The 24,803-nt window shown below is 71.9% G+C and carries 27 protein-coding genes; 15 read left to right on the top strand and 12 right to left on the bottom strand.

Annotated features, from left to right (window positions below; genetic code table 11):
* Nucleotides 1–98: 98 nt before the first annotated feature.
* The gene (locus ACQPXB_RS26675) at nt 99–986 is read right to left on the bottom strand and encodes an XRE family transcriptional regulator (RefSeq protein ID WP_432844835.1); all 888 of its coding nucleotides are present in this window, start codon (nt 984–986) and stop codon (nt 99–101) included.
* A 143-nt stretch (nt 987–1,129) separates the two neighbouring features.
* Here ACQPXB_RS26675 and ACQPXB_RS26670 point away from each other — a divergent pair, with 143 nt between their 5' ends.
* On the top strand, nt 1,130–2,092 hold the full coding sequence (locus tag ACQPXB_RS26670) for a DUF3152 domain-containing protein (RefSeq protein WP_432844834.1): 963 nt from the start codon (nt 1,130–1,132) through the stop codon (nt 2,090–2,092).
* Between the two features lie 62 nt (nt 2,093–2,154).
* On the opposite strand, the gene ACQPXB_RS26665 is transcribed toward ACQPXB_RS26670, so the two are convergent.
* Nucleotides 2,155–2,994: a sigma-70 family RNA polymerase sigma factor gene (locus tag ACQPXB_RS26665; RefSeq protein ID WP_432844833.1), complete on the bottom strand. Its 840-nt coding sequence runs from the start codon at nt 2,992–2,994 to the stop codon at nt 2,155–2,157.
* A gap of 76 nt (nt 2,995–3,070) precedes the next feature.
* Here ACQPXB_RS26665 and ACQPXB_RS26660 point away from each other — a divergent pair, with 76 nt between their 5' ends.
* Complete coding sequence (locus ACQPXB_RS26660; protein WP_432844832.1) at nt 3,071–3,724, top strand: FMN-dependent NADH-azoreductase; 654 nt, start codon at nt 3,071–3,073, stop codon at nt 3,722–3,724.
* A gap of 64 nt (nt 3,725–3,788) precedes the next feature.
* On the opposite strand, the gene ACQPXB_RS26655 is transcribed toward ACQPXB_RS26660, so the two are convergent.
* The 3 genes from ACQPXB_RS26655 to ACQPXB_RS26645 all read right to left on the bottom strand — a co-directional run bounded on the left by ACQPXB_RS26655 (nt 3,789) and on the right by ACQPXB_RS26645 (nt 8,663).
* Complete coding sequence (locus tag ACQPXB_RS26655) at nt 3,789–6,446, bottom strand: glycoside hydrolase family 3 protein (protein ID WP_432844831.1); 2,658 nt, start codon at nt 6,444–6,446, stop codon at nt 3,789–3,791.
* Nucleotides 6,447–6,666: 220 nt separating this feature from the next.
* Nucleotides 6,667–7,590 (bottom strand): acetamidase/formamidase family protein, encoded by a 924-nt coding sequence (locus tag ACQPXB_RS26650; protein ID WP_432844830.1) that lies wholly within the window; start codon nt 7,588–7,590, stop codon nt 6,667–6,669.
* 236 nt (nt 7,591–7,826) lie between these two features.
* Nucleotides 7,827–8,663 (bottom strand): DUF4436 family protein, encoded by an 837-nt coding sequence (locus ACQPXB_RS26645; protein ID WP_432844829.1) that lies wholly within the window; start codon nt 8,661–8,663, stop codon nt 7,827–7,829.
* 83 nt (nt 8,664–8,746) lie between these two features.
* On the opposite strand from ACQPXB_RS26645, the gene ACQPXB_RS26640 reads away from it, so the two are divergent.
* The 4 genes from ACQPXB_RS26640 to ACQPXB_RS26625 are packed head-to-tail and all read left to right on the top strand — an operon-like array spanning nt 8,747 to nt 11,526.
* On the top strand, nt 8,747–9,091 hold the full coding sequence (locus tag ACQPXB_RS26640; RefSeq protein WP_432844828.1) for a hypothetical protein: 345 nt from the start codon (nt 8,747–8,749) through the stop codon (nt 9,089–9,091).
* 43 nt (nt 9,092–9,134) lie between these two features.
* On the top strand, nt 9,135–10,193 hold the full coding sequence (locus ACQPXB_RS26635; RefSeq protein WP_432844827.1) for an agarase: 1,059 nt from the start codon (nt 9,135–9,137) through the stop codon (nt 10,191–10,193).
* Nucleotides 10,186–10,743: a TetR/AcrR family transcriptional regulator gene (locus tag ACQPXB_RS26630; protein ID WP_432844826.1), complete on the top strand. Its 558-nt coding sequence runs from the start codon at nt 10,186–10,188 to the stop codon at nt 10,741–10,743. Before ACQPXB_RS26635 ends, ACQPXB_RS26630 begins: the two co-directional genes overlap by 8 nt.
* A gap of 36 nt (nt 10,744–10,779) precedes the next feature.
* A complete protein-coding gene (locus ACQPXB_RS26625; protein WP_432844825.1) occupies nt 10,780–11,526 on the top strand; it encodes a dienelactone hydrolase family protein in 747 nt (248 codons plus the stop codon).
* A 48-nt stretch (nt 11,527–11,574) separates the two neighbouring features.
* Here the strand turns inward: ACQPXB_RS26625 and ACQPXB_RS26620 are convergent, their stop codons facing one another.
* The gene (locus tag ACQPXB_RS26620) at nt 11,575–11,838 is read right to left on the bottom strand and encodes a GlsB/YeaQ/YmgE family stress response membrane protein (protein WP_364058448.1); all 264 of its coding nucleotides are present in this window, start codon (nt 11,836–11,838) and stop codon (nt 11,575–11,577) included.
* Nucleotides 11,839–12,094: 256 nt separating this feature from the next.
* Here ACQPXB_RS26620 and ACQPXB_RS26615 point away from each other — a divergent pair, with 256 nt between their 5' ends.
* From ACQPXB_RS26615 to ACQPXB_RS26600, 4 genes are all read left to right on the top strand, one after another.
* Nucleotides 12,095–13,336, top strand: coding sequence for an ATP-grasp domain-containing protein (locus tag ACQPXB_RS26615; RefSeq protein ID WP_366576541.1), 1,242 nt, complete (start codon nt 12,095–12,097; stop codon nt 13,334–13,336).
* A gap of 34 nt (nt 13,337–13,370) precedes the next feature.
* Complete coding sequence (locus ACQPXB_RS26610; protein WP_432844824.1) at nt 13,371–15,392, top strand: hypothetical protein; 2,022 nt, start codon at nt 13,371–13,373, stop codon at nt 15,390–15,392.
* Between the two features lie 68 nt (nt 15,393–15,460).
* Entirely contained in the window at nt 15,461–16,030 is a 570-nt protein-coding gene (locus ACQPXB_RS26605) for a TetR/AcrR family transcriptional regulator (protein ID WP_432844823.1), read from the top strand.
* Nucleotides 16,031–16,112: 82 nt separating this feature from the next.
* Nucleotides 16,113–16,709 (top strand): TetR/AcrR family transcriptional regulator, encoded by a 597-nt coding sequence (locus ACQPXB_RS26600; protein ID WP_432844822.1) that lies wholly within the window; start codon nt 16,113–16,115, stop codon nt 16,707–16,709.
* A 15-nt stretch (nt 16,710–16,724) separates the two neighbouring features.
* Here the strand turns inward: ACQPXB_RS26600 and ACQPXB_RS26595 are convergent, their stop codons facing one another.
* Entirely contained in the window at nt 16,725–17,360 is a 636-nt protein-coding gene (locus ACQPXB_RS26595) for a DUF4232 domain-containing protein (RefSeq protein ID WP_366576533.1), read from the bottom strand.
* A gap of 174 nt (nt 17,361–17,534) precedes the next feature.
* On the opposite strand from ACQPXB_RS26595, the gene ACQPXB_RS26590 reads away from it, so the two are divergent.
* Together ACQPXB_RS26590 and ACQPXB_RS26585 are read left to right on the top strand one after the other, a co-directional pair.
* Nucleotides 17,535–17,894 (top strand): hypothetical protein, encoded by a 360-nt coding sequence (locus tag ACQPXB_RS26590; protein ID WP_366576531.1) that lies wholly within the window; start codon nt 17,535–17,537, stop codon nt 17,892–17,894.
* A gap of 11 nt (nt 17,895–17,905) precedes the next feature.
* On the top strand, nt 17,906–18,553 hold the full coding sequence (locus ACQPXB_RS26585) for a phosphate signaling complex PhoU family protein (RefSeq protein WP_366576529.1): 648 nt from the start codon (nt 17,906–17,908) through the stop codon (nt 18,551–18,553).
* 371 nt (nt 18,554–18,924) lie between these two features.
* On the opposite strand, the gene ACQPXB_RS26580 is transcribed toward ACQPXB_RS26585, so the two are convergent.
* Together ACQPXB_RS26580 and ACQPXB_RS26575 are read right to left on the bottom strand one after the other, a co-directional pair.
* Complete coding sequence (locus ACQPXB_RS26580) at nt 18,925–19,875, bottom strand: serine hydrolase domain-containing protein (RefSeq protein WP_432856796.1); 951 nt, start codon at nt 19,873–19,875, stop codon at nt 18,925–18,927.
* Nucleotides 19,842–20,066, bottom strand: coding sequence for a hypothetical protein (locus tag ACQPXB_RS26575; RefSeq protein WP_432844821.1), 225 nt, complete (start codon nt 20,064–20,066; stop codon nt 19,842–19,844). Before ACQPXB_RS26575 ends, ACQPXB_RS26580 begins: the two co-directional genes overlap by 34 nt.
* 104 nt (nt 20,067–20,170) lie before the next feature.
* Between ACQPXB_RS26575 and ACQPXB_RS26570 the strand changes: the two genes are divergently transcribed.
* Entirely contained in the window at nt 20,171–21,010 is an 840-nt protein-coding gene (locus ACQPXB_RS26570; RefSeq protein ID WP_432844820.1) for an alpha/beta fold hydrolase, read from the top strand.
* A gap of 30 nt (nt 21,011–21,040) precedes the next feature.
* Here the strand turns inward: ACQPXB_RS26570 and ACQPXB_RS26565 are convergent, their stop codons facing one another.
* Both ACQPXB_RS26565 and ACQPXB_RS26560 read right to left on the bottom strand, forming a co-directional pair.
* Complete coding sequence (locus tag ACQPXB_RS26565) at nt 21,041–21,547, bottom strand: hypothetical protein (RefSeq protein ID WP_432844819.1); 507 nt, start codon at nt 21,545–21,547, stop codon at nt 21,041–21,043.
* Between the two features lie 136 nt (nt 21,548–21,683).
* Nucleotides 21,684–22,064 carry a hypothetical protein gene (locus ACQPXB_RS26560; RefSeq protein ID WP_366576521.1) on the bottom strand — a complete coding sequence of 127 codons (381 nt, stop codon included), beginning with the start codon at nt 22,062–22,064 and terminating at the stop codon, nt 21,684–21,686.
* A 60-nt stretch (nt 22,065–22,124) separates the two neighbouring features.
* Here ACQPXB_RS26560 and ACQPXB_RS26555 point away from each other — a divergent pair, with 60 nt between their 5' ends.
* Both ACQPXB_RS26555 and ACQPXB_RS26550 read left to right on the top strand, forming a co-directional pair.
* Complete coding sequence (locus ACQPXB_RS26555; protein ID WP_366576519.1) at nt 22,125–22,730, top strand: hypothetical protein; 606 nt, start codon at nt 22,125–22,127, stop codon at nt 22,728–22,730.
* Between the two features lie 4 nt (nt 22,731–22,734).
* Nucleotides 22,735–23,874, top strand: coding sequence for a hypothetical protein (locus ACQPXB_RS26550; RefSeq protein WP_432844818.1), 1,140 nt, complete (start codon nt 22,735–22,737; stop codon nt 23,872–23,874).
* On the opposite strand, the gene ACQPXB_RS26545 is transcribed toward ACQPXB_RS26550, so the two are convergent.
* Nucleotides 23,792–24,793 carry a DMT family transporter gene (locus ACQPXB_RS26545; RefSeq protein WP_432844817.1) on the bottom strand — a complete coding sequence of 334 codons (1,002 nt, stop codon included), beginning with the start codon at nt 24,791–24,793 and terminating at the stop codon, nt 23,792–23,794. The two genes, ACQPXB_RS26550 and ACQPXB_RS26545, sit on opposite strands and share 83 nt — an antisense overlap.
* Nucleotides 24,794–24,803 lie beyond the last annotated feature (10 nt).

Raw genomic sequence — 24,803 nt, 5'->3', positions numbered from 1 at the left:
GTAACCACCGCCGCACCGCGCGTTCCAGACCGAAGTGGACGGCCGGGGTCCGGCGCCGAAGACCCGCAGGTCGGCAGCTCGTGTTCACAGAATTGGCGTCACCACGTCCAGCACGCGCCGTGGATGCCGGGCCGCGCGTCGCGGGTGGCGAACGTGACGGCGTGGGTCGTGCCGACCCGCAGCGGATCGCCGGTGCGGCGGGGCCCGTCGGGACCGCGGCGCTCGAACGAACGGACCTGCCGCGGCAGCCGCAGGCCGAACTGCACCTGGCACACGTACTCGCGCACCGGCCGCGTGAAGCGTCGCCCGTACTCCTGCGTCGGCGTGCCGGGCGGCAGCACGATCTCGTACTCGACGGCCGTGACCTCACCGGCCGCGAGCACCCGGTCGAGCAGCAGCTCGCCGGCCGTCATCCCGGTCTCGCGGTCCACCCGCACGCGCCCGACGCGCGCGAACCGCACACCCTGGTACCGCGGTTCGGCGGGCAGCGGGCCGTCGGCCTGGTGGTAGGTCATCATGCGGTCGACGCCGTCCATGGTGGCCTCCGCGACGAGCCGAACGTGCAGGGCGCGCTCGCACCCGTCGTCGTCGACGGCCACGCGGTCGTGCACCGACCAGAACGCGAGCTGCCCGTCCGGTGGCGGTTTGAGGTCCACGGTGAGCGGCCGCAGATCCGGCCACAGCCGGCGGCGCTCCACGCGGTCGGGCGGGTGGCCGAGCCAGCGCCCGCGCGGCGCTCGCGGGCCGAGCAGCGACGTGAGCGACCCGGGGGAGAGCTCCAGCACCGCTTCGAGCTGCGTCACGGCGTTCAGCGACGTTTCGCGCTCGGGCCGGGACCGGCCGCGGCGCCAGTAGGACAGGGCGGAGCGCGAGAGCGTCACGCCTCGGGTGGCGAGGTGGTGGCGGACCCGGTCGAGGGAGAGCCCGGAGTCTTCGATCGCGGCGTCGAGCGTGACCGCGAACGAGCCGGGGTGCTGCGCAGACACGCCCCCAGCATGATCAACACCCCGGTCGTGGGGAACCGACGAAAGTCGGGGTCACCGCCCGTGACCCGTCGCGCGGTCTCAACCTTTCGGCCGTCCCACCCGTTGGACCCGGAGGAAATGTCGCCGGAGAGCTGGGGAAGTGCGTGGCGCAGGACGAGACGCGGGCGCGGGAACCGCTGCGCGCGTCGTGGAAACCGTTGCAGGAGCGCAGATCCGCGAAAAGGAAGAAGGGTTTCCTGCGCACGTACGGCTGGCGCCTCTACGCGCTGCCGGTCATGGTCGTGCTCACCGTGCTGGTGCTGGTGAACACCGCCACCACCTCGGTCCCGTCGACGGCGGCGCAACAGCCCGCGCCGGCAGCGGCGCCCGCCCGCGTGGAGTCCTCCGTGGACTTCGCCGAGCCGGGTGTTCCCGAGAACCCGGCGAAACCGGCCGATCCGAACGTGCCCACCGCCGACCTGCCCGCCGGCGGGCCGTACACGCAGACCGGCCAGGGCAGGTGGCACGTGATCCCCGGCTCCGGGCCGAAGATCGGCTCCGGTCGCCTCTACCGCTACACCGTCGAGGTCGAGGACGGCATCGACCCGGCGAGCTACGCCGGTGACGACAGCTTCGCCGCCGCCGTACAGGGCATCCTGTCCGACCCGAAGAGCTGGACCGCCGACGGCAAAGTCGCGCTGCAGCGTGTGGACGCGAGCGATCCGCACCCCGACTTCCGCGTCAGCCTCTCCACCCCGGACACCACGCACCGCGCCGACGCCTGCGGGTTTTCCATCACCTACGAGGCTTCCTGCTTCCGGCGCAGCATGCACCGCGTGCTGATCAACCTCTCCCGCTGGGTCCGCGGCGCGAAGGCCTACGGCGCGAACACGACCGCCTACCGGCAATACGCGATCAACCACGAGGTCGGCCACGCGCTGGGTCACTCCCACGTCGGCTGCGGCGGCACCGGCCGGCCGGCGCCCGTGATGATGCAGCAGACCTTCGGCGTCGCCGACGATTACGTCGCCCGCCTCAACAACGTCCCGGGTGGCGACCAGGGTGCCGTACCGGCCGACCACCGCGTGTGCGTGACGAACTCCTGGCCCTTCCCCGACGGCCGCTGATCTGTATAACGCCCTATACGGCGGCCGAGGGGCACGAACATCCGGCGCGGCCTCCGGAAAGATCAAGCGAGGACGGCGACCGCCACCTTCGCGAGCCGCTCCGGATCCGCGATCACTTCGTACGCGGCAATACGCCCGGCCGCCACCGTCACCTTGAGCGCGCCCGTCAGCCGGCCGTACGGCGCCAGCACCAGCCCGACCGTGCCGTCCACCAGGGCCGGCTCCGCGAGCCGCGCGCGGTCGGCGAAGGCGGTGGTGCCGCGCGCGACGGCGTCGGCTCCGCGGAGGACGGCGGCCGCGCCCGGCGGCAACGCGGCCGCGTCGGCGTGCCGGACGACGTCGGGGGCCAGCAGTTCGAGCAGGGCGGCCAGATCGCCGCCGCGGGCCGCGGCCAGGAACGCCTCCACGACCTTCCGGTGCGCACCGAGGTCGGCGCTAATCGCGGGCGTGCCGCGCACCCGCAGCCGCGCGCGGCTGGCGAGCTTCTTCGCCGTCGCGGGCGTGCGGTCCAGGATCGGGCCGACGGCGTCGAACGGCACCGAGAACAAGTCGTGCAGCACGAACGCCACGCGCTCGGCGGGCGCGAGCGTCGCCAGCACCACGAGCAGCGCCCGGCCGACCTCGTCGGCGAGCGCGACGTCCGCTTCGGGCCCCGCCACGCCGCGGTCCGGGACCTGGTCGAACGGCGTCTCCCGCCGCGCGCGCAGCACGTCGAGGCAGATCCGCGAGACGACGGTGGTCAGCCAGGCCGCCAAGTTGTCGACTTCGGACGCCGACGCCAGCCGCAGCCAGGACTCCTGCACGGCGTCCTCGGCTTCTGCCGCCGAGCCGAGCATCCGCCGGGCGAGCGCGCGCAGCCGGGGCCGTTCCGCTTCGAACCGGGCCGCGAGGGTTTCGGGCATCGGTCACCTTTCCTCTTCGTGGTGCGTCGGGGTGGGTGAGTGAGACCGACCCGCTGGACCTGAGGAGAGGAACCGGATGACCGACATGCTAGCGCCCCTGCTGCGCATCGACTCGAGCGCCGACGGTGCGGAGTCCGTGACGCGGCGGCTGACCTCGCTGTTCGTGCGGTACTGGCGGGGCGAGGTGCGCCACCGCGACCTGGCCGCCGACCCGGTGCCACCGATCCGCGAGCCCTACGCCCGCCTCGGCCGCCGCGTCGAACGCCGGGGGACCGTGCCGCCGGCCGACATCTCCGCGCTGGCCGTCGACGAAGCCGAACGCCGCGAGTGGGCCCTGACCCTTCCGCTGGTCACGGAGCTGCGCGAAGCCGGGACCGTGCTGCTGGGCGTGCCGATGTACAACTTCTCCGTCCCCGCCGCGCTGAAGGCGTGGATCGACCGCGTGACGTTCCCCGGCGTGTTCGCGAACGCCTTGGGTGACACCAGGTTCGTGGTGATCACCGCGCGCGGCGGCGCGTACGGCCCGGGCACTCCGCGCGAAGGCTTCGACTTCCAGGAGCCCTACCTGCGCGCCTACCTCACGAACTTGGGCGTCCGTCCCGACAACCTGGCGTTCGTGCACGCGGAGCTGACGCGCGTGGGCGACATCCCGGCGCTGGCCGGCCTGGAGGATCTCTCGGAGAAATCCCTGGCCCGGGCCGAAGAGCGCATTCTCGAGCTCGTCGCATGACCGCGCTCGCCCGAAAATGCGGGGCGCCCGCGGGAAAACTCCCGCGAGCGCCCCGGCACTCACCTCACGTCAGATCCGAACACTTCAGCGCGTCCGGATCTTTCGCTCCGCCAGGCGACCACCTCACGTTCGCGAACGACGCCGAGAACGGCCCGTCGGTGTAGACCAGGAACGGCGTGTTGACGTTCTCGAAGTCGAGCCCGTTCGCGAAGCACGACAGCGGGATCTTCACCGTCGACTTCTGGCCCGCCGGCAGGTCCGTGAACAGCTTCGTGGCGTTGACCTCCGAGAAGCACGGGTAGACGCAGTGCATGCTCACCACGGTCCGGTTCACCGGTGGCGAGTTCACGATCACGTCGAACTCGAGCGCCCCGTCCGCGTTGGGGTATCCGCGCAGGTCGCTGGTCGCGGGGCTCTGCAGGTACAGCTGCGCCGCACCCGTGCCGGTCCACGTCGTCTTGAGGCCGTCGGCCTGCACGTTGACGTCGGCCGGGGTCACGGTGATCTCCGGGTGCTCCGCGGTGCCGTCGGGGCCGATCTCGGTGCCGCCCCAGTTCGAAGCCGAACCGATGTAGCTCTTGTACGGCGCGATGTCCGTGCGGTCGAAGATCGACAGGTCCTCGGTCGCGGTGCCCCCGCCGCCGGTCGACCCGCAGGTCGTCGGGCCCTCGGTCTCGTCGAGCTTGGCCACGGTGGCGCGCTGGCCGGTCTTGAGGCCGTAGCCCAGCGCGAACAGCGGGTCGTAGTCCGGGCTCCACGGGTTGAGCGGCGTCTGGCACGCGCTCTTCGGCCACGAGTAGGACAGCTTGCCCTGGTACCCCGTGCCGTCCTTGCCCTTGACCATCATGTCCGCGACGCCGCCGCCCTCGGTGCCGGGCAGCCAGGCCGCCACGAACGCGTCGGAACGGTTGATCTCCTTGTTCAGGTACAGCGGACGGCCGCCGACGTAGGCGGTGACGACCGGGACGCCCTTGCCGCTCACCTTGTCGAGCACGGCGAGGTCCTCGGGGTAGAGCTTCGCGGCTTCCAGCGACTTGCGCTGCAGGTCGCCCACGCCCTCGGCGTACGGCGTCTCGCCGATCACGGCGATCACGGCGTCGTAGCCGGCCGGGTCGACGTCGCCCTTCTCGCTGTAGGTCACGTTGGCGTCGCCGAGGTCTTCCTTGAGCCCGCCCAGGATCGAGGTGGCGTTGGGGAAGTCGGCGTTGGTGTTGCCCGTGCCCTGCCATGACAGGGTCCAGCCGCCGGTCTGGTTCTGGATGCTGTCGGCGCTCTTGCCGACCACCAGCACCTTCGACTTCGGCTTGAGCGGCAGCACGTTGCCGTTGTTCTTCAGCAGCGTCTGCGACTCGCGCACGGCGTCGCGGGCGAGCCACTTGTCCGTGAGCGCCTCGTCGGAGTTGGCGTACGAGCGGTCCGACGGCTTCTGCTCGTCGAGGATCCCGGCGCGCAGCTTCACGCGCAGGATGCGGGTCACGGCGTCGTCGATGCGGGCCATCGGGATCTGCCCGTCGTTGACCTGCGCGACGGTGTTGGTGATGAACGCCTTCCAGTCGGCGGGCACCATCACGAGGTCGACGCCGGCGTTGATCGCCTGCGGGCAGCTCGCGTTGGTGCAGCCGGGGACCTGGCCGATGCCGTTCCAGTCGGACACGACGAGGCCGTCGAAGCCCATCTTGCCCTTGAGGATCTGGTTCAGCGCCTTGTCGCTGCCGGTCAGCTTGCCCTCGTTGATGCCGAGGTCGGCGTTGGTCCAGCTGTTGAACGACACCATCACGGTCTGGGTGCCGGCGGCGAGCGCGCCGTAGTAGCCCTGGCCGTGGATGTTGATCATGTCGGCCTCGGACGAGGGGTTCACGCCCTGGTCCTGGCCCTTGATCGTGCCGCCGTCGCCGATATAGTGCTTGGCGGTGGCGATCACGCCGTTGTAGGTGATGCGCTTGGTGGCGCCGTCCTGCAGGCCGTTGATGGCCTCGTAGCCGTAGGCGCGGGTGATGCGCGGGTCTTCGGAGAAGCCCTCGTACGTGCGTCCCCAGCGGTCGTCCTGCACCACGGCGAGCGTGGGCGCGAACGCCCAGTCCTGGCCCGTGGCGCGGATCTGGCGGGCGGTGGCGTTCTCGACGTCGCGCACCAGGCAGGAGTCGTGGGCGGCGCCGAGCGCGATGTTCTGCGGGAAGACGGTGGCGCCGTAGACGTTGTTGTTGCCGTGCACGGCGTCGATGCCCCAGATCACGGGGATCTTCGTGCGGCTGGTCTTCGACGCGCTCCAGTAGGCGTCGGCGAGGTTCAGCCAGTCCTGCTGGGTGGCGTGCTTGTTGCCGCCGGGCCACGAGCCGCCGCCGTTGAGCACCGAGCCGATGGCGTACTGCTTGACCTCGGCGGGGGTGATCGCGTTGATCTCGGGCTGCGTCATCTGCCCGACCTTCTCCTCCAGCGTCATGCCGGAGAGGATCTTCGCGATGCGCGCCTCGTCTTGCGGGTTCTTCTGCATCTTGCTGTCGACCTTCGGCCAGTCCGAAAGCGTCGGCAGGGTGTTCTCGATACGCGCGCAGCCGTTCTTGTCGAGCGCGGGCTGCCCGATCTCGGGCTGCGCCGCGGCCGGGGCGGCCGGTGCGGCGGTGGCGGGCGCCGCGTTCGCGACGCCGCCCAGCAGGGTGAGGCTCGCGAGTGCGGCGAACGTGGTCCTTCGGGCCCGGGACCACCCGGGGGATCTTCTGGCCATCGACAGTCCGTTCTGCAGAGGGCGGCGGGGACGGGCCCAAAGCGGGCCTTGGCGATCCTGACCGGACAAAGAGGATGGCGTCAAGAGGTCCGGACCCTACGGAAGTCCGTTATTTCTCGACTCGAATTAAGGCGTGATCGCACGGGGGTCACGGATGGACCAGACCAGTGCGCGCCGCGGGCAGACCCGGGTGGCCGCGAAGGCAGACTTCGCCGGATCGTCAGCGGATCGCGTCGGTGGGGAGTACCGCGTGCACACCCCAGGTCTGGTTGGCGACCTGGGTGACGCGCAGGTCGACCACCGGGCTCGCCAGCGCCAGCGCGGTGGGGCGGTCGAGGTCGTGGAGCGTCTGCAGCCACGTGAGCATCGCGCCGAGCGCCTCGGCGGTGGCCTCGTTGAGGTCGGTGTGGAAGCCGAACGTGACGCGCCCGGCGGGGGTCTCGGCGTGGATGCCGGGCACGGGCCGGTCGGTGGTGAGGTCGAGCGTGAGCTCGGTGGTCATCGGGCACTCGATCGCGGTGCCGCCGACCTCGCCGTCGCCCTGGGCCGCGTGCCCGTCGCCGGCGAGCAGGTGTGCGCCGGGGACCGTCACGGGCAGGTACAGCGTCGAGCCGGCCACGAGCTCGCGGCAGTCGATGTTGCCGCCGCCTTCCGGGCGTGGCGGCACGGTGGAGTGGTCGCCCGGCTCGGCCGGCGGCAGGCCGATCACGCCGAGGAACGGTGCCAGCGCCACGGTCTGGCCGCGGTCGTTGGTGCCGGTGCGCTCGCCGGCGTCGAGCTCCCACAGCAGCCGTCCGGGCGGGCCGCCGGCGACGCCGAGCTTGCGCGTGAGCCAGTTGTCCTTCGACGCCGACACGGTCCAACCCCAGTCGCCGGGCCGCAGGTCGTCCAGGTGCACGGCGAGCACGGTGCCCGGCTCCGCGCCGCGCACGGCGATCGGGCCGGTGAGGCAGTGGCCGCGGCTCGGGTCGATCATCCGCGGCCGCTGCTCGCCGGGTGTGCGCTGGCGTTCCAGGAATCCGTGGCAGTCCAGCGATCCGACCACGACCGTGTCCCCCGGGTCGACGGTCAGGACGGGCTCGGTGTCCCGGTTGAAGACGTCGATCGTGGTTTCGCGGGTCGGATCGAGGTGGTGCCGGGCCATGTGCGCGCTCCCTGGGGTCGGTGCTCGCCCCGGATCGTCGCACGGACACTCGTCCGCCGGCGCCGCCGAGTGAGAAATGCCGCCAGGCGGCCGAGGCGTTCGTCGGCTTCGCGGTGGTCGCGGCGCGTCTGGTGGTCGAGCTGCCAGGCCAGGTTCGGAGTGATCACGGTGCGCTCCCTCTTCGTCGGTCGTCGGGGGGACGACTCACGGGAGAGCGCGAAACAGACACCTCTTCGCTATCCGGTTCGACCGGCCCGTTCCACGACGGCGCCGGCGACCACCGACGCGAACACGCTCAGTGCCACGATCAGCTCTGCCCACAGGAACGCGGTGTAGTCCAGCAGCGTCCCGATCGGCGGCGAGCCCGGGGCGGCGTTGCGGAACGACGCCAGCGCGAACAGCGACGCGGCCATGAATCCGAACGCCGGCCACACCAGCCCGCGGCGGCGCGCGATGAGGTGGCGCGCCCCGAGCGCCACCGCGACGGCGATCGCCCACATCGCGAACATCATGAACAGCGCGAACACGAGCACGCTGGTCGCGCGGGTGAGGCGGATGTCGAGTCCGCCGGAGCTGTCGGAGCCGGTCACCGCGAGCCCGAACAGGCTGTCGACCTTGTCCACGGTCAGCAGCACCGGCACCGGCTTCCCGTCCTGCACGGCGGCGAACTGGATGTGGCTCTCGTAGCCGTCGAACGGGTAGTCGGTGATCGCGCCGCCCGTCAGCGCGATCGGCAGGTCGGCGCTCGCGATCCGCTCGTGGGCGGGGAACGTCTGGTCGCCGCGCAGGCTCGAGGAGTTCAGCAACGTGAGGTCGCTCGCCGGCGCGAACCCGTCGTCCTCGCCCAGCCGCCCGCGCGGCACCACGAGCACCCGCAACGTCACCTTCCGCGCGACCGCGTCGACCTTCTGCACGGTGGCGTTCACGTCGATCCGGTCGGGCTCCTCGGTGCCGATGGAGTGCCACGTGTCCCCGGCCGTGCGCTCGGCCGCGTGCACCCACACCCCGGCCCCCGCCGCGACCCCGATGCCCACCAGCACGCCCGCGGCCCAGGCCACGCCCTTCCACCTCATGGCGGTGATGGTGACACCACCGGTGCCGGCCCGCCCCTCCGCTCACGCAGGCGGGTGACTGGTCGTTGCGCATGATGTGCTGCATGACGCGGTGGATTCGCTACCCCTGGAGCGACGAAGACCTGATCGGTTTCATCGAATTCGGCGACGACGGCTGGGCGATCCGGCACGTCGAGCTCCAAGGTCCTGACCGGCGGCCGGTGACAGCGGCGTCTCTCGACGAGGTGCTGCACATCCGCGACCACGGCGATCTCGGTGACATGCAGGCGTACGAGCGCCAGTACGGCGTTCTGGCCGAGGGGGACGTACGGGGCTGGGGCGAGGCAGATCAGGTCGTCGAGATCTCCGGTGCCGAGTTCGAACGAGTGTGGGTGCCTGCTCGTCGTGCCCTGGACCAGGCCGGCCCCTCCGCTCACGCAGGCGGGTGACCCCGGGTGACAGGGGAGACGAACCGGTTCGTATCCTCACCGCATGGCGTTCTTCTCAGTGACCCGCCGCGGGCGGTGGACGTTCGTCGGGCCGGACGGGGAGCCGTTCGTGTCGATCGGGGTCGCGCACGCGCACGACACGAACCTCCGATACGCGCACAACCGGGACATCTGGCGCACGCGCTACGGCGGCTCGCGCGAGAAGTGGCTTCGCGACGGGCTGGGCGCGGACCTGCGCGCCTGGGGGTTCACGACGGTGGGTTCGACGGCGGAGTACATCAGCGGCACCGGGCTCGGCGTGACCGGCACGGTCGTCGATCTGGGGCACTCCGAAGACCTGCCGGGCGCGGACGTCGCGCAGGCCGGGTTGCCGTACGTGCAGGCGTTGCGGGTCGCGGAGATCGAGTCGTGGAACGGGTATCCGGCCTACCGTGACCCGCGCTCGCCCGCGTTCGCGGAGCACTGCGACCACCTGGCGCGCACGCTGTGCCGGCCGGAGGACCCGTTGCTGCTCGGGTACTTCCTCGTCGACGGGCCGGCCTGGGCCCGCCACCCGACGGGTGCGGGCTGGCCCGGGCCGCTCGCCGATACCGCGGAGGCCTACTACGCCACCGCCACCGCGGCGATCCGCCGCCACGACCCGGACCACCTCATCCTCGGTGACCGTTTCGGCACGAAAGCCGGCGCACCGGACGAAGTTCTCGACGCGGCCGCGAAGCACGTCGATGTCCTGTCCGTGCAGACCTTTCCCGGCCCGGGCGCGCTCGACACGGCGCTGGAGACGCTCGACCGCTGGCACCGCAGGACCGGCCTGCCGGTGCTCGTCGCCGACACCGGCAACTGGTGCCCGACCCGCCTGAGCCCGCACCGCACCGGCAGCATGCGCGACCAGGCCGACCGCGCCGCCGGGTACGTCCGCACCGCGGAGGCGTTCGCCGCGCTGGACTGGTGCCTGGGCTGGCACTGGTGCGCCTACGTCGAGAACCCCCAGCGCGGCTGGGGCCTCAAGGATCCGTGGGACGAACCGTACGAAGACCTCGTCGGCCCCATCGCTGAGGTCAACCGGCGCGTGGCCGCCACCTGGGCGGTGCGCGGTGCCTGACGCCACCCGCCGCAACCCCCAGACCCACCGCGCCATCCTCGACGCCGCCTGGGACCTCACCGCCGCCGGCGGCTGGGGCGCAGTCAGCGTCGACGCGATCGCTGCGCGCGCCGGCGTCGGCAAGCGCACCGTGTACCGCTGGTGGCCCAGCAAGGCCGCGGTGGTGCTCGAAGCCTTCCTCGACCACGCCCGCGCCAACGCCGTCACCACGCGCGCCACCACCGCCGAAGGCCTGCTGCGCGCCCACGCGCGCCACTTCGCCGACCTCTACGTGGACACGGTGCTGGGCCGCGTCTTCACCGGCCTGCTCGGCGCCGCGCAACAGGACCCCGACCTCGCCGCCCGCCTCGACGAGCACTGGTTCGAGCCCCGCCGCGCCCCTGTGCGCGCCGCGGTGCGCGAGGTCGTCGGCCCGGACGTCGACGTGGAGCTGCTGCTGGACTTGGTCTTCGCGCCCCTGCACTACCGCCTCCTCACCGGCCGCCGCCCGCTCGACCACACCTACGCGGACGCCGTCGTGACCTCGGTTGTGCGCGGGGTACTAGGTTGACGATCGAGAGCCAGCAAGCTGATCGACAGGAGTGACATGCGCAAGGAGAAGGTGGACGTCCCGGCCGCAGAAGGGGTCGCCGACTCGTACCTGGTCGTTCCGGACGGCGGGCCGCACCCCGGGGTGCTGCTGTTCATCGACGCGTTCGGGTTGCGGCCGCGGATCGAGGAGATGGCGGAGCGCATCGCGGAGGCCGGTTACGCCGTGCTCGCCCCGAACCTGCTCTACCGCGGCGGCCGGGCGCCGCAGATCGACGTGGCGGAGCTGGGCGATCCGGACAAGCGGGGCGAGATCTTCGGCAAGATCATGCCGCAGATCCAGGCCCTGGGCACGGACAACGCGATCCAGCGTGACGCGGAGAAGTACCTCGACTTCTTCGCGGCGCAGGAAGGGGTCGCCCAGGGCCCGGTCGTGATCACGGGCTACTGCATGGGCGGCACCAACGCCCTGCGCGTGATCGAGGCGTTCCCCGAGCGCGTCAAGGCGATCGCCGCGTTCCACGCGGGCGGGGTGGTCACGGACGCGCCCGACAGCGCGCACCTGGGCGTCGGCTCGATCACCGGCGAGGTGTACTTCGGGCACGCCGACCAGGACCACTCGATGTCGGCCGAGGAGATCAAGACGCTGGAGGCCGCGCTCGACGAGGCCGGGGTCACCTACCGCTCGGAGGTCTATGAGGGCGCGACCCACGGGTACACCATGACCGACACGGCGGCTTACGACGAGGCCGGCGAGAAGCGGCACTGGGAGAACCTGTTCGCGCTGCTGGAACGCGTGAAGTGACCCACCGGCGGGGCGGCTCTCCGAACAGAGAAGCCGCCCCGCCGCCGGTCAGTCCCTGCTGCGGTGGAAGATCATCCGGTACGCGACGAGGATGATCAGTGCGCCGAGGATGGCCAGGCCCCACGTGCGCAGGTCGAAGAACGTGCCGAGCTGCACGTGGAAGAGCGTCTTGCCGACCCAGCCGCCCACGAACGCGCCGCCGATGCCGAGCAGGATCGTGATGATGCAGCCGCCGGGGTCCTTGCCCGGCATGAGCGCCTTCGCGATCAGCCCCGCGATCAGGCCCAGCACGATCCAGCTGATGATTCCCATGACTGTCCTCCCGGCCGCGGTGCGGCGTCGAGCTCCGGCGCTAACCGCGCGTTCTTGAGCGCACAGGATGGCAGGCACCCGAACGGGTGGCGCGGCGAGCGGACCGGACGTGACCTGGATCTCATCGGACCGCGGGATCGGGAGTATCCACAATGGACCTGCGGCCCGCTCGATCGGTGGGGGGTGCGGACATCTGGGACCGTGGAGGTACAGACCCCGTCCGATCCCACGTACGCGCCGAACAGAGGAGCGGTCCATGGCCCAGCCCGCACCGGTCACCAAGAATCCCGACAAAGGATATCTGGCCGTGCTCGGCTGGAGTCTCAACGCGGTCGAGGCGCTCGACCGCTTCGACCGCCGTTACGTGGTCGTCGCGCCCGACTGGGCCGAGGAGTACTGCGCCGAGCACGACATCCCGTACCTGCCGTGGAACTTCGAGAGACTCAACGACCGGTCGATGGAGATCGCCGAAACCCTGAAGCAGGAGGGGGTCGACGTCGCCATCCCGCTGTTCGAGGAGACGGTGGAGTGGGCCGGCGCGATCAACTCCGTGCTGATGGACAACCCGCGCCTATTCGGTCAGGCGATGTTGTTGCGGGACAAGGCTTTGATGAAACGCCGCGCGCAGCTGGGCGGGATCCGCGTCGGCATCTTCGAAGAGGCCCACGCGCGTGACGACGTGGTGCGGTTCCTCAAGCGCGTCAACCAGACGCTGCTCAAGCTCGACGGCGACCCCAACGACCCGATCCACCTCAAGGCGTTCGACAAGGCCGGCTGCCTGGGCCACCGCGTGATCCGCACCCCCGACGAGATCGACATGATCCCGGAGGAGGAGTTCCCCGTCCTCATGGAATCCCACCTCGACGGCTGGGAGTTCGCCGTGGAGGCGTGGATCCACGGCGGGAAGATCAAGTTCCTCAACATCTCCGAGTACGTCACGCTCGGGTACTCGGTGTTCGTGCCCGCGACGCCGGAGCTGGAGCGCTACCGGCCGCAGATCACCGCGCAGATCGAGAAGCTCGTGAAGACCTTCGACATCGAGTTCGGGTTCGTGCACCCCGAGTACTTCGTGACCAGCGACGGCGAGATGTACTTCGGCGAAGTCGCCTACCGCCCGCCGGGTTTCAAGGTGTTCGAGCTGCTCGAACGCGCCTACGGCTTCAACGCCTACCAGGCGCTGGCGCTCGCGTTCGACCCGAAGACGACCGAGGAGGAGATCGACGCCTTCTTCCCGCGCGAGGTCGTCGACGCGACCGGTGTCGCCGGCTGCTTCGGGGTCTACCCTCGGCGGCGGGTCGTCAGCGAGCTGCGGATCCCGGAAGAGACCGAAGACGACGACTACTACGAGTCCCACGACCTGTCGGCACCGCTGGAGGAGACGGTGACCAAACGGACCGCGTTCGGCACCCACTGGGGACTGCTGTACTTCTTCGGTGACGACGCCTACCGGATGCGCGAAACGCTGAAGAAGCAGGAAGAGCTCGACTTCTACGTCTGAGAACCAGGCGGGAGAGCCGACCGGGGTAACACCAGTGAATCCGAACGCCGACAGCACGGGCGGTACCACCCTCGCCAAACGGGTGGCTTCGCTCGACGACGCCGTCCAGGCCATGGCCGAGACGCGCGATTTCGGCAAGCACGCCAAGCTGCGGCGGGTGCTGGAGGCCCTGCGGCGCGTGCTGCTGCAGCCCGGCGGGGCCGCCGCCGTCCAGGCCCGCGCGCGGGCGCTGGACGAAGCCGGGCTGTACCTGGGCACCGACTGGGCCTCGCCGGAGATCCTGTTGCCGGCGCTGGTCGGCGCCGGGCTGCACAGCGGCGAAGCGGACACGGTCGTGATCGAGGCGGCGAGCGAGCTGCGTATGCTCGCCGTCGCGCTGGGGGAGTACGAGCACCCGACGCTGTCCGCGGAGGACGCCCGTGGGTTCCTCTCGCAGGTCCTGGCGATGAACCTGGAGCTGCTGTTCACCCCGCCCACCGAGGCCGAGCGGGCGCACGAGGGCCGGACCGCGCAGCTCATCCGCGCGCTGTTCCGCCACCTCGCCGACGGGATCGGCTACGCCAGCGTGCTCGACAAGCTCGTCGAGGAGATCTGGCGGATCCTGCGCCAGCGCCCGATCCAGGTCGAGCAGGTGCAGTCGCTGATCACGCGGATCTCCGTCTACCGCGGGGATCCCGAGGTGGACCTGGGCCCGAACTCCGGGCAGGGGCTCGACCGGCTCATCACGAGCCTGTTCGGCACCACCGAGGCGTGCCGCGAGGACCCGGGCTTCGAGGTCTTCCGCGCGCGGCTGGAGGCGATGGACGCCGGCGGCCTGCAGTACGAGGCGTCCGGCTTCGCGCGGGCGATGCACGACACCGGGCTGGTTTCGCCGTACCACGCCGAGCTGCTGCGGTTCGTGCGCAACGAGGGCGACTACCTCGTCGCGGAGGCGCTCGGGCTGTCCGACACCGGGCGCAACTGCCTGCTGCGCTACCGAGATCTGGTGCACCAGCTGATCGAGGAGGCCGTGCACCCGGAGACCGCGCAGTGCGTCTACGGTCTCGCGCTGCTGCTCGACCGCGGCATCCTGCACGAGCCGCCCGTGGTGCCCGCGTTGTGGCGCCAGCTGGCGCTCACCCTCGGCCCGGTCGCGCGCGAGCGGCTCACGGCCGTGTTCGGCCCCGCGCCCGACGCGAAGGCGCGCCTGACCGCCGGCGTGCTGTCGATGCTCGGGCTGCCGCTCGGCGTCGGGCAGGGCGACAACCCGACCTGCCAGTCGGCCCGCGCGCTGTCGATGTGGGCGGGTAACGACCCGGACTACCTGCTGCAGATGGTCGTGTGGGCGGCGCGCGACGACGAGATCACCATGCACTTCGAGGGCCAGCCGATCTCTTCGCGCGAAAGCGAGGGCGGCGTCGCGCGCAAGCTGCCCGTGGACCTCGACCCGGTGTCGCTGCTCGTGGTGCCCCACCTCGACCGCATCTACGCCGAGATGGGCCGGCGCTGCGTCGACCGCCCCGGTGACCCGCACCGCTGGGTCAACCCCGAGTTCCACGGCTGGTGGGCGTTCCGCGGCTTCCGCATCAACGTCGACGTCGCCACGGGGAACCTCATCGACCTCGACGAGTTCCTGCGGGCCTTCCACGCCAGCTACCACCCGGCCTACAACGGCGACCAGCCGCTGATCCACCCGCAGCCGGCCGGCGTCGCCGTCACCGACAGCGCCGCGCGCTACGTCGGCTGGCACGCGATCACGATCCTGCGCGTCGCGCCCGACCCGCAGGACGTGATGCGCGTGTACTTCTTCAACCCCAACAACGACAGCGGCCAGGACTGGGGCGACGGCGTGGTCGTCTCCACCGCCGGCAACGGCGAACGCTTCGGCGAGGCGTCGCTGCCGTTCGACCAGTTCGCCTCGCGGCTCTACCTCTTCCACGTCGACCCGCTCGAACACGGCGAGCCGGAGAAGGTGCCGGCCGAGGACGTCGAGCGCATCGGCGGGTACATCGAACGCAGCTGGGGCGCCGACCGGCTGCCGGCGGGGAGCTTCCAGGCCGCGCCGCCGCCGCACTGAGCCGCCGCCCGCGTGGCATCATGGACAGGCGGAACAGTGTTCCGTTCAGGTCGATGAGGAGAGCTGTGGTGAACGAGGAGCCCGTCGCGCGGACGAAGCGGGCGGACGCGCGGCGCAACGAGGAGTCGCTGCTGGCCGCGGCGGCCGCGGTGTTCGTCGCGTCCGGGGTCGACGCGCCGGTGCGCGACATCGCGGCGAAGGCCGGGGTCGGGATGGGCACGATCTACCGCCACTTCCGGACGCGGGCGGAGCTGATCGTCGCCGTGTACCGGCACCAGATCGAGGCGTGCGCGGAGGCCGGGCCGCGGCTGCTCGAGAGCGGCCCGACGCCGCACGCCGCGCTGGGGCGCTGGATCGAGCTGTTCGTCGACTTCCTCGTGACCAAGCACGGGCTCGCCGGCGCCATGCAGTCCGACCAGGCCGGGTTCGAGGCGCTGCACTCGTTGTTCCTCGACCGCCTGATGCCGGTGTGCGCGCAGCTGCTCACCGCGGCGGCCGAGGCCGGGGAGGTCCGCGGCGACGTCGAGGCCTACGAGCTGATGCGCGGCGTCGGCAACCTGTGCATCGGCGCGGAGAACGACGACCGCTACGACGCGCGCCGCCTGGTGTCGCTGCTGGTCGCGGGACTGCACACGTAATCCCGCGCCGTCGGCTGGACCGGCCCGGCGCCCGGCGCTACGCTCCGCGTGGCCCGAGTCCGGCCGATGCGGAAAGGTGCAGATGACTGCGTCGACGACGATCCCGCACCGGGAGAAGCTGCTGCGCGAGGGCATGCGCCGGCTCTACGTCCACGGCTTCCACGGCACCACGATCGACGCGATCCTCGAGGGCGCCGGGGTGCCGAAGGGCTCGTTCTACCACCACTTCGGCTCGAAGGAAGGCTTCGCGAAGCAGGTGCTCGCGCGGTACGTGCAGTTCCAGCTCGACCAGCTCGGCGAGTGGAGCGGCCGCGCGGACCTGACCACACCCGCTGTGCTTTCGGGCTACTTCCGGGCGATGGCCGACCGGTTCATCGCGTCCGGGCACCGGGACGCCTGCCTGGCGGGCAAGCTGGCCACGGAGCTGTGCGCGGACCACGAGGTGTTCCGCGCACAGCTGGCCGAGGACCTGGGTGTCTGGAAAGGACGGATCGCCGAGCTGCTGCGGCAAGGGCAGCGGCGCGGTGACGTGCGGGCGGACCAGCCGGCCGAGACGCTCGCCGACGCCGTGCTCGCGTTGCTGCAAGGGGCTTTTGTCGTCGCGCTGGCTTCACGCGACGACGCTTCGCTGGCCTCGGTGGGCACGGCGCTGGAGCTGCTGGTCGCGCCGCCCGGTTGACCGTCCGTTGTGGACTCAGAAGACGAGCACGCCCTGCGCGGCGGGCTGCAGTGTGCCGACCTCCACGGACTTGATCGGGAACTGGGGCACCTGAACGGTTTGCCCGTCGAGGCCGATGAGGTCGATGTTCGTGGTTCCCGTGGTGCCGGGCGGGGTCGCCTCGAAGTTGCTCGCCACGAAGGCGTCGGGGTCGGCCTTGTCGCCGAGCGTCCACTTCACGCCGGCGAACGCGGTCGTGCCGGGCTTGAGTGTGACGGCGGTGGCCGCACCCGGGATCTCGACGTCGTGGATCGGGAAGCCGAGCGGTGAGCCGTCGGCGCCGAGGAACCGCAGCTTCGGCCAGCCCTTGAGGGTCACGGTGGTCTTGCCGCGGTTCTCGAGCGTCAGCAGGGCGACGTTCTGGTCGGGCTGCAGGGTGAGCTCCGCGTGGAACGTCTCGGCCGAGGCGGCCTTCTGAACAGGCGGTTTCGCGGATGTCGACGGGGCCTGCGGCGGGGCCGCAACCGTGGCGGGCGCGCTCGCCGACGCCGTGGCGTTGCGGGCGACGAGCGAGTCGGGCGAGGCTGAGCCACCCGTCGAACCGCTGCACGCGGTGAGGGACACGGCGAGCGCGGCGAAGGAGACGACGGTGGCCACGGTGGTGACGCGCATGGGACACGAACCCTTTCTCGAAGTGCCGGATCGTCCGCCCGGCTCACCGCCCATCACGGACGCCGGCGGAATCCGGTTCAGTGCAACGGTTTCCGGGCCTGTGACCAGGTGCGACGCGCCGGTGGACCAGGGCCGGGAACCAGGCGCGCGCGAATGCGCCTACGCTGTGGGGCCATGGCGGATCGCGCGCTGTGCCTGGAGCCACTGGAGCTGTCCGGGCGGGAACGATCGGTCCTGCGGAGTGTTGCGGTCCGCGGGGCGTCCTCGTCGTTGTACTGCGAGCTCGAGGCAGGACACGGCCACGAGCACGTCGCGGGCGTCCGCGGTGACGGGCCCGGCGGCCCGAGGTGGTGGTTGCGCTGGTGGCCCGGCCGGCGTGTGCTGGAGGCCCGCGCGGAGTGCGGCGCGCTCGCCGAAGACGGCGCGGTGTGCCGTGTGCCCGGCGGCCACGAGGGCGGTCACACGTCCGAGCTCGTGGATCTCGAGCACGTCGAGGAACTGGCCGACACAGCGCGGTCGGCCGGACCTCGGTAGAGTCGCACTTCATGCGCGAAGGCTTCAAGGACGACCTCGACCGGCTCGACGAACGGCTCGCCGGGATGGGTGACGCCGCGGCCGCGGCGATGCGGTCCGCGACCCGCGCGTTGCTGACCGCGGACCTCGCGCTCGCCGAGCAGGTCATCGGCGCCGACTCCGACCTCGACGACCAGCGCGCCGAATGCGAGGAAGAGGCGTACTCGCTGCTCGCCCTGCAGGCCCCCGTCGCCGGCGACCTGCGTGGCGTGCTCGCGGTGGTGTACTGCGCCGAGAAGATCGAGCGGATGGGCGACCTCGCCGCCCACATCGCCAGCACCGCCCGGCGCAGCCACCCGGAGCGCACCGTGCCAGCCGACCTGGAGCCCGTCTTCGCCGAACTGGGCGACGTCACCGCCCGCATGGCCGACCGCCTCACCCAGTTCATCCGCGGCGGCGGCGTCGAGGGCGGCTACGCGGAGCTCAGCCGCTCCGACGAAACCGTCGACGCCCTCCACGCCCGCGTGCTCGCCACCATCACCTCCGCCAAGTGGACCCACGGCCAGCGCACCGCCGTCGCCGCCACCCTGCTCACCCGCTTCTACGAACGCTTCGCCGACCAGACCGTGTCGGTCGCCAAGCGCCTCGAATTCGCCGCGACGGGCGCTTTGCCGGGCTGAGCCTGCCCGTCGGGTTCCTCGGGCTGGGCTTGATCGCGGTAGCCGCCTGCTTGCCGCCGTTTCGGCGAGCGTCTTGTCGACGCGGCTGTGTCGCCCGCCCGGAACTCGCGGCGACAGTTGTCTTCGCTGGGCCTACGCTGACGCTGCGGCCGATGGTTCCTCGGGCAGGGCGTGATCGGGTACCCGCCTGTTTGCCGCGGTTTCGGTGAGCGCCTTGCCGACGCGGCTGTGTCGGTCGCTGCCGCGCCCGGAACTCGCGGCGACAGTTGTCTTCGCCGGGCCCACGCTGACGCTGCCCCACGCGGCGACCGGCGCCTCCTCACGCCGGCCGCCGCCAGTGTCCGATGTGGACAATCAGCCGCGAAGTCCCGTCACCCCAGGCACTCGCGCAGTGCCGTGACCAGGTTGGTGGCCCGTGCGTCGCCGTGGCCGATCATGCGGTTGGCGACGTAGGCGAAGCCCACGGAGTGTTCGTCGTCGGCGAAGGAGAATTGGCCACCGGCGCCGTCGTTGCCGAGGCTGCGCGCGCCGAGCATCGGGCGGAAGGCCGAGTCGAGCAGGAAGCCCGAGCCCCAGCGGGCGCCCGCGTCGAAGCCGAACCAGTCCGGGCCGGAGGAGACCTCGCGGGCGGCGTCGGTGACGGTCGCGGGGGACAGCAGCCGGGGGCTGCCGTCGAGGCCCGTGACGGCGGCCGCGTACAGGCCCGCGAGCCCGGTCGCCGAGGCGGTCGCCCCCGCGCCCGGCAGCTCCATGCCCAGCAGCGCCGGGTCGTTCCAGCCGTGCGGTTCGTCGAGGCCCGGGAACGCGAGTGCGCCGTTCATCGTGACGATCCGGGTCAGGATGTGCTCCGGCGGCGGCATGGGCGGGCGGCCCTCGGCCTCGGCCAGCCGGGCCCGCGCGGCCATCTCGGCCGCGGGCAGGCCGAGCCACGCGCGCAACCCGAGCGGCTCGGCGACGACCGAGCGGAAGTACGCGCCCGGCGTCTGCCCGGTGAGCCGCCGCACGAGCTCGCCGAGCAGGAACCCGAACACGTGGCCGTGGTAGGCGTACGTGGTTCCCGGTTCCCACAACGGTTTCTGCTCCTCGATCGCGCGGATCACCGGGGCCCACCGCGCGATCTGTTCGAACGGCACGGTCTCGTCCAGCACCGGCAGCCCCGCGCGGTGCCCGAGCACCATCCGCGCGGTGATGTCCGCTTTGCCCTCCGGTGCGAACTCGGGCCAGTACCGGCTGACCGGCGCGTCGAGGTCGAGCTTCCCCTCCTGCGCGAGCAGGTGCGCACACACGCTCACGATCGCTTTGGCACAGGAGAAAACCGGCACCACGGTTTCGCGTTCCCACACGCGTCCGTGGCCTCGTCGGCGACGCCGCCCCACAGCTCCACGACCTTGCGGCCGCCTACGAACACCGTCACCGCGGCACCCAGTTCGGGGAAGTCGGCGAAGTTGCGCGCGAACGCGTCGGCGACGGCGCCGAACCGCTCGTCGGCTTCCCCGTGGTGGGTCGTGCTCACTGTCGCGCTCCTCCGTGCTCGATGCCGACGCGCACGCTACGGCGCGAACCCCGCCCCCACCACCGAATTTGCCGCCGGTCACCCGGCGGTGCCAAGATCCGCCCATGCCGACCTTCGCCGCGCCGGACGGGACCACCCTCGCCTACCGCGTGCTCGGCGCCGGCACACCCGTCGTCTGCCTGCCGGGCGGCCCGATGCGCGACGCGGCTTACCTCGGCGACCTCGGGGGACTGGCCGCGCACCGCAGCCTTCTGGTGCTCGACCTGCGCGGCACGGGCGCGTCCGCGGAGCCCGAAGACTCCGGCACCTTTCGCTGCGACCGCCAGGTCGGCGACGTCGAGGCCCTGCGCGCGAACCTCGGCCTCGAAACCCTCGACCTGCTCGGCCACTCCGCGGGCGCGAGCCTGGCGATGCGGTACGCGGCCGCGCGGCCCCGGCGCGTCGGCCGGCTCGCGCTGATCACCCCGAGCGCCCGGTCCGTCGCCTCCGAACCGACACCCGACCGGCGACGCGAGTCGATCGCCCGCCGGGCCGCGGAACCTTGGCACGCGGCCGTCGCGGCGGCGTACGAAGAGATCGCCGCCGGGCGCGCCACGAGCGCCGCCTGGGCCGCCCTCGCCCCGATGTACTACGGCCGCTGGAACGACACGGCGAAAGCCCACCACGCCACCGAATCGGCCCAGCGCAACGCCCGCGCCGCCCGCCGCTACAACTCCGAAGGCGCCTTCGACCCGCCGCGCACCCGAGCCGAACTGGCCGCGGTCACGGCCCCGGTGCTCGTGCTCGCCGGCGAGCTCGACTGGATCACCCCGCCGGACATCGCCGCCGCCATCGCGGCGCTCTTCCCCGACGCGCACACCGTGACCCAGCACCGCGCGAGCCACTACCCGTGGATCGACGACCCGGCCGCCTTCACCGAGACTGTGGCGAAGTTCCTGTCCTGACGCGGTTCCGCGCGCCTCTCCCGCCGCCGCTCATCGCCGCTTTCGCCGTGCCGCCCGCTGCCACTCGGCGTCTTTGACGCGCAGCCCGAACGCCGCCTTCACCTCGGGCCGCTGCAGCGGCCGCAGCACGGCCTGCGCCAGAAGCAGCCACAGGAAGAGACCGACCGGTGCGGCGCCGCCGCCCGAGCCCGCCGAAAGCAGCGTGACGAGACCGCCCACCAGAAGGATCAGCCCGAACCCGAGCTCGATGCCGAACGTCGTCCACCACACCGCGGGCCGGCGACGGCCGAGCAGCACCGCGCAGACGGCCACCGCCACGGCCAGCACGGCGTCCAGCGAGGCCAGCGCGAGGACACCGCCGAGGCCGTCGGCGTCGTCGAGGCTCGTCACGAGGACCCAGATGAGCACCGACAGCGCGAGGTACAGCGTCGCCTGGGCGGCCATCGCCCACCGCGCCGAGGAGATGGCGTGGCGGATGTCTTCGTCGTCGTACCGGTACTGCGGAGCCGGCAGCTCGAAGGGACTCGGGTCGGACACGGCGGGCACCACCTCTCGGAGACGTCCGCCGAGCAAACCCCCGCGGGGCGCTTTCCGGTGGACGGCGGCAGGAACCGGCCAAGACCACCACACCCGGGCGGGACCGGTCCCGGCGTCTCCGATCAGGGCAGCCGGCTCAGCTGTCCGTGGTCTTGCTGCACGTCACCGGCTTGCCGGGCGCGGGCGAAGTCGCCTTCGCGAGCTCCCTCTGCTTGTCCAGCAGGATCCGGCACGTCAGCGTGACGTTGCCGGTCGGCGTGGCGGTGACCGAGGCGTCGCGGCCGGCGCTGATGATCACGTCCAGCTTCCACGGCAGCCCGAGCGGGCCGGTGAGCTGGTGCTGCGTCGCGTCGTCCTGGTAGCGGTCGACCGACTGCGAGTAGGTGATCCCGCTCGTGGTCCCGCTGCCGGTGACCTCGTAGCTGATGGCCCACGATTTCCCGGTGGGGTTGGTGCAGGCGACGAGACCGAGGAGCGCGGCGGGCACGAGCGCCGCGGAGAGAGCCTTCTTGATCACGCGGCGACTGTACTGGGTGTCCGGTTCGCCCGCCGCGCAGGAGAAGGGCAGGATCGGGGTATGACGGCGCTGACGACGACCAGACGATCCCTGCACGGTGTGGCCGAGCTGCTGCTCGCCGGACCCCAGTTCCGCACGTCCGAGCGCATCGAGCTGCGCGTGGTCGGCGAGGGGTTCGCGACGATCGCCGAGCCCGACCTGGTGGTGGAAGGAACCCGGCTGCGGACGCCGACCGCGGCCGTCGAGCTGCCCGGCCGCACCTACCGCGAGGTGGCCGCGTCGATCGGGGTGGAGCCCAGCGACCTCGCCGACGTCTACTCCGACGGGCCGGCCGTGGGACCCGACGAGACGATCGAGCTCGACGCCGCCGCGGTGGCCACCCTGCTGTCGGCCTTCGCCGCCGGCGACCGGGCCCTGCGGGAGTTCGCGCCGGACGAGACCCCGGTGCTGTGGCCTGAACACTTCGACGTCGCGATCACGCTCGGCGCCGTCAACTACGGCGTCTCACCCGGCGACGGGTACCTGGCCGAGCCGTACGCCTACGTCGGCCCGCACGAGCCGCGCCAGGGCCAGTTCTGGAACGCGCCGTTCGGCGCCGCGCACCCGGTGCGGGAGCTCGGCGACCTCCTCGCGTTCTTCCGCGAAGGCCAGGCGCTCGCGGGATGACCGCGTGTCGCTGACCTCGGAGCTGGCCGACCCGGCGAGCGTCCTCACGTCCTGGTGCGCCCGGGTGTTCACCGGCACGCCCGCCGCGGCGGCCCGGGTGGAGGCGGCGGTGCAGGACGTGCGGCCGGTCCGCCCGGCCGCCCGCGACGTCCCGCGCCGGCACTGGGCCGAGATCGGGGGCGCGTTCGGCCAGCGCGTGGCCGATCTCGTGCAGCCGGCGCCGCCGTACTACGCGCTGCTCGGGCTCGTCGGCGCGCAGTGGGCCACCGGGGCGTGGGCGCACGCGCAGGCCGCCGAGTACCCGACGCATCGGGGGTTGCCGCCGGAGTTCCGCGCCCGTGCGCTCGGCGTGCGGCCCGCCGCGACGACGTGGCTGGATCTCGGCGACCGGCTCGGCGGCGCGGTGGCCGAGCCGCTGCCCGGCGTCGCCGGGGCATGGGCGGAGTTCTTCGACCGCGCTCGCGCGTACCAAGATCGTTACGCACCACCGGGAACGCTGGGCTCGCAAGGTGTGGAGGCCGGCCTGGCGCGCACGAACTTCGTGCTCTCGGCGTGTGAGGACGTCTACCGCTCGGGCGGGATCGACCCGCGGCTGGCGCGGGTCGTCGACGGCGGTGGCGCGAGCGTCGACGCGCTGCGCGGGCTGGCGACGGACGAGCAGGTCTCGGAACTGGCGGAAATCGCGAAGCGGCTGCACGACCGCGGCGCTTTGTGGGAGCTGCGCCGGATGGGCGGGAACCCGCCGGACGGCGCGCAGCTCGGCATCGCCGGGCCGACGATCGTCCCCGGCTGGGCCGACGGCGACGTGCTGCTGGGCGCGATCGACCCGGCCGGCGGGATCGGCGACGGCAGCGCGACGCTGCTCGACGTGAAGACCGTGGTCGGCGTCCGCGATCCGGACCGCGTCGGCCGCTGGCTGTGGCAGCTGCTGCTCTACGCGTGGCTCGACATCGGGGACATCTACCGGATCCGCGACGTCGGGCTGCTGCTCGCGCGGCACGGCACCGTGGTGACGTGGCCGGTGGAGCAGCTCGAAGAGGAGCTGCTGGGCACGCCGGACGTCATCGAGTTCCGTCGCGACGAGGCGCGCGAGCTCGTGGGCGCCATCCTCGCGTCGGTGGGACTGGCGTTCCCGGAGAGCTGACCTCCCGCGGCGCCCGGCCGGCGAAACACACCGCCGCCACGACGACCGCGCAGCCGGCCAGCTGCAGCACCGTCGGCTCCTCGCCGAGCAGCACGATGCCGTAGCCGACGGCGCCGATCGGCTGCAGCAGCATGAGGACCGAACCCGTCGCGGACGTCATCCTCGGCAGCCCGGCGGCGATGAGCAGCCAGCCGACGACCTGGCCGACGAATGCGAGGGCCACGAGCCAGCCGAACGCGGGCCACCCCGGCGTGAAGTCGAGCCGGTGAGTGGGCACCCCGAGCGCGACGGCGACGGCGCCGGCCGAGAGCGTCGCCAGCAGCAGCGATCGGATCTGCGTCGAAGGGCCGCTGCTGAGCCGGATGAACAGCAGGTAGCCGGAGTAGCCGGCGCCGGCGGCCAGCGCGAGGAGTGCGCCGCTGAGCGGGTCGGAGCCGACGGCGCTCTTGCCGAGGAACCCGCCGCTGAGCACGATCCCGACGAGCAGCACCGGTGCCGTGAGCAGGAAGCGGCGGCCGGGGCGTTCGGAGAGGAACAGCAACGCCAGCAGCGGCACGATCACGACCTGCACGCCGAGCAGCACCGTCGCGATCCCGGCGCCGACGCGCGGGATCGACTCGCCCCACAGCACGAAGTCGAGGCCGAGACCGATTCCGCCCAGCAACGGGAACAGGATCTTCGGCCGCACGCCCGTGCGCCGCCACTCCCAGAAGGCGAGCGCGGCCAGCACGGGGAGCGAGAGCAGGCACCGCCAGAACGAGCTCGTGGAGCCGCTCGTGCCCGACACCTTGATGAACACCGACGACAACGCGATGCAGAGGCTGCCGGCCGCCGCGAGCAGGCGCGGGTCGATCCGTTCGGTGAGAACGGTGATCGGCCCGGCCACCGGGGAACGGGACGGGAGCTCGGTCGTGGTCACCCCTTCAGCC

It is taken from the genome of Amycolatopsis sp. CA-161197 (genome assembly GCF_050942255.1).
Lineage (GTDB): Bacteria > Actinomycetota > Actinomycetes > Mycobacteriales > Pseudonocardiaceae > Amycolatopsis.
The sequence above is the reverse complement of the archived record's forward strand: the minus strand, read 5'-3'. Positions and strand labels throughout refer to the sequence as shown.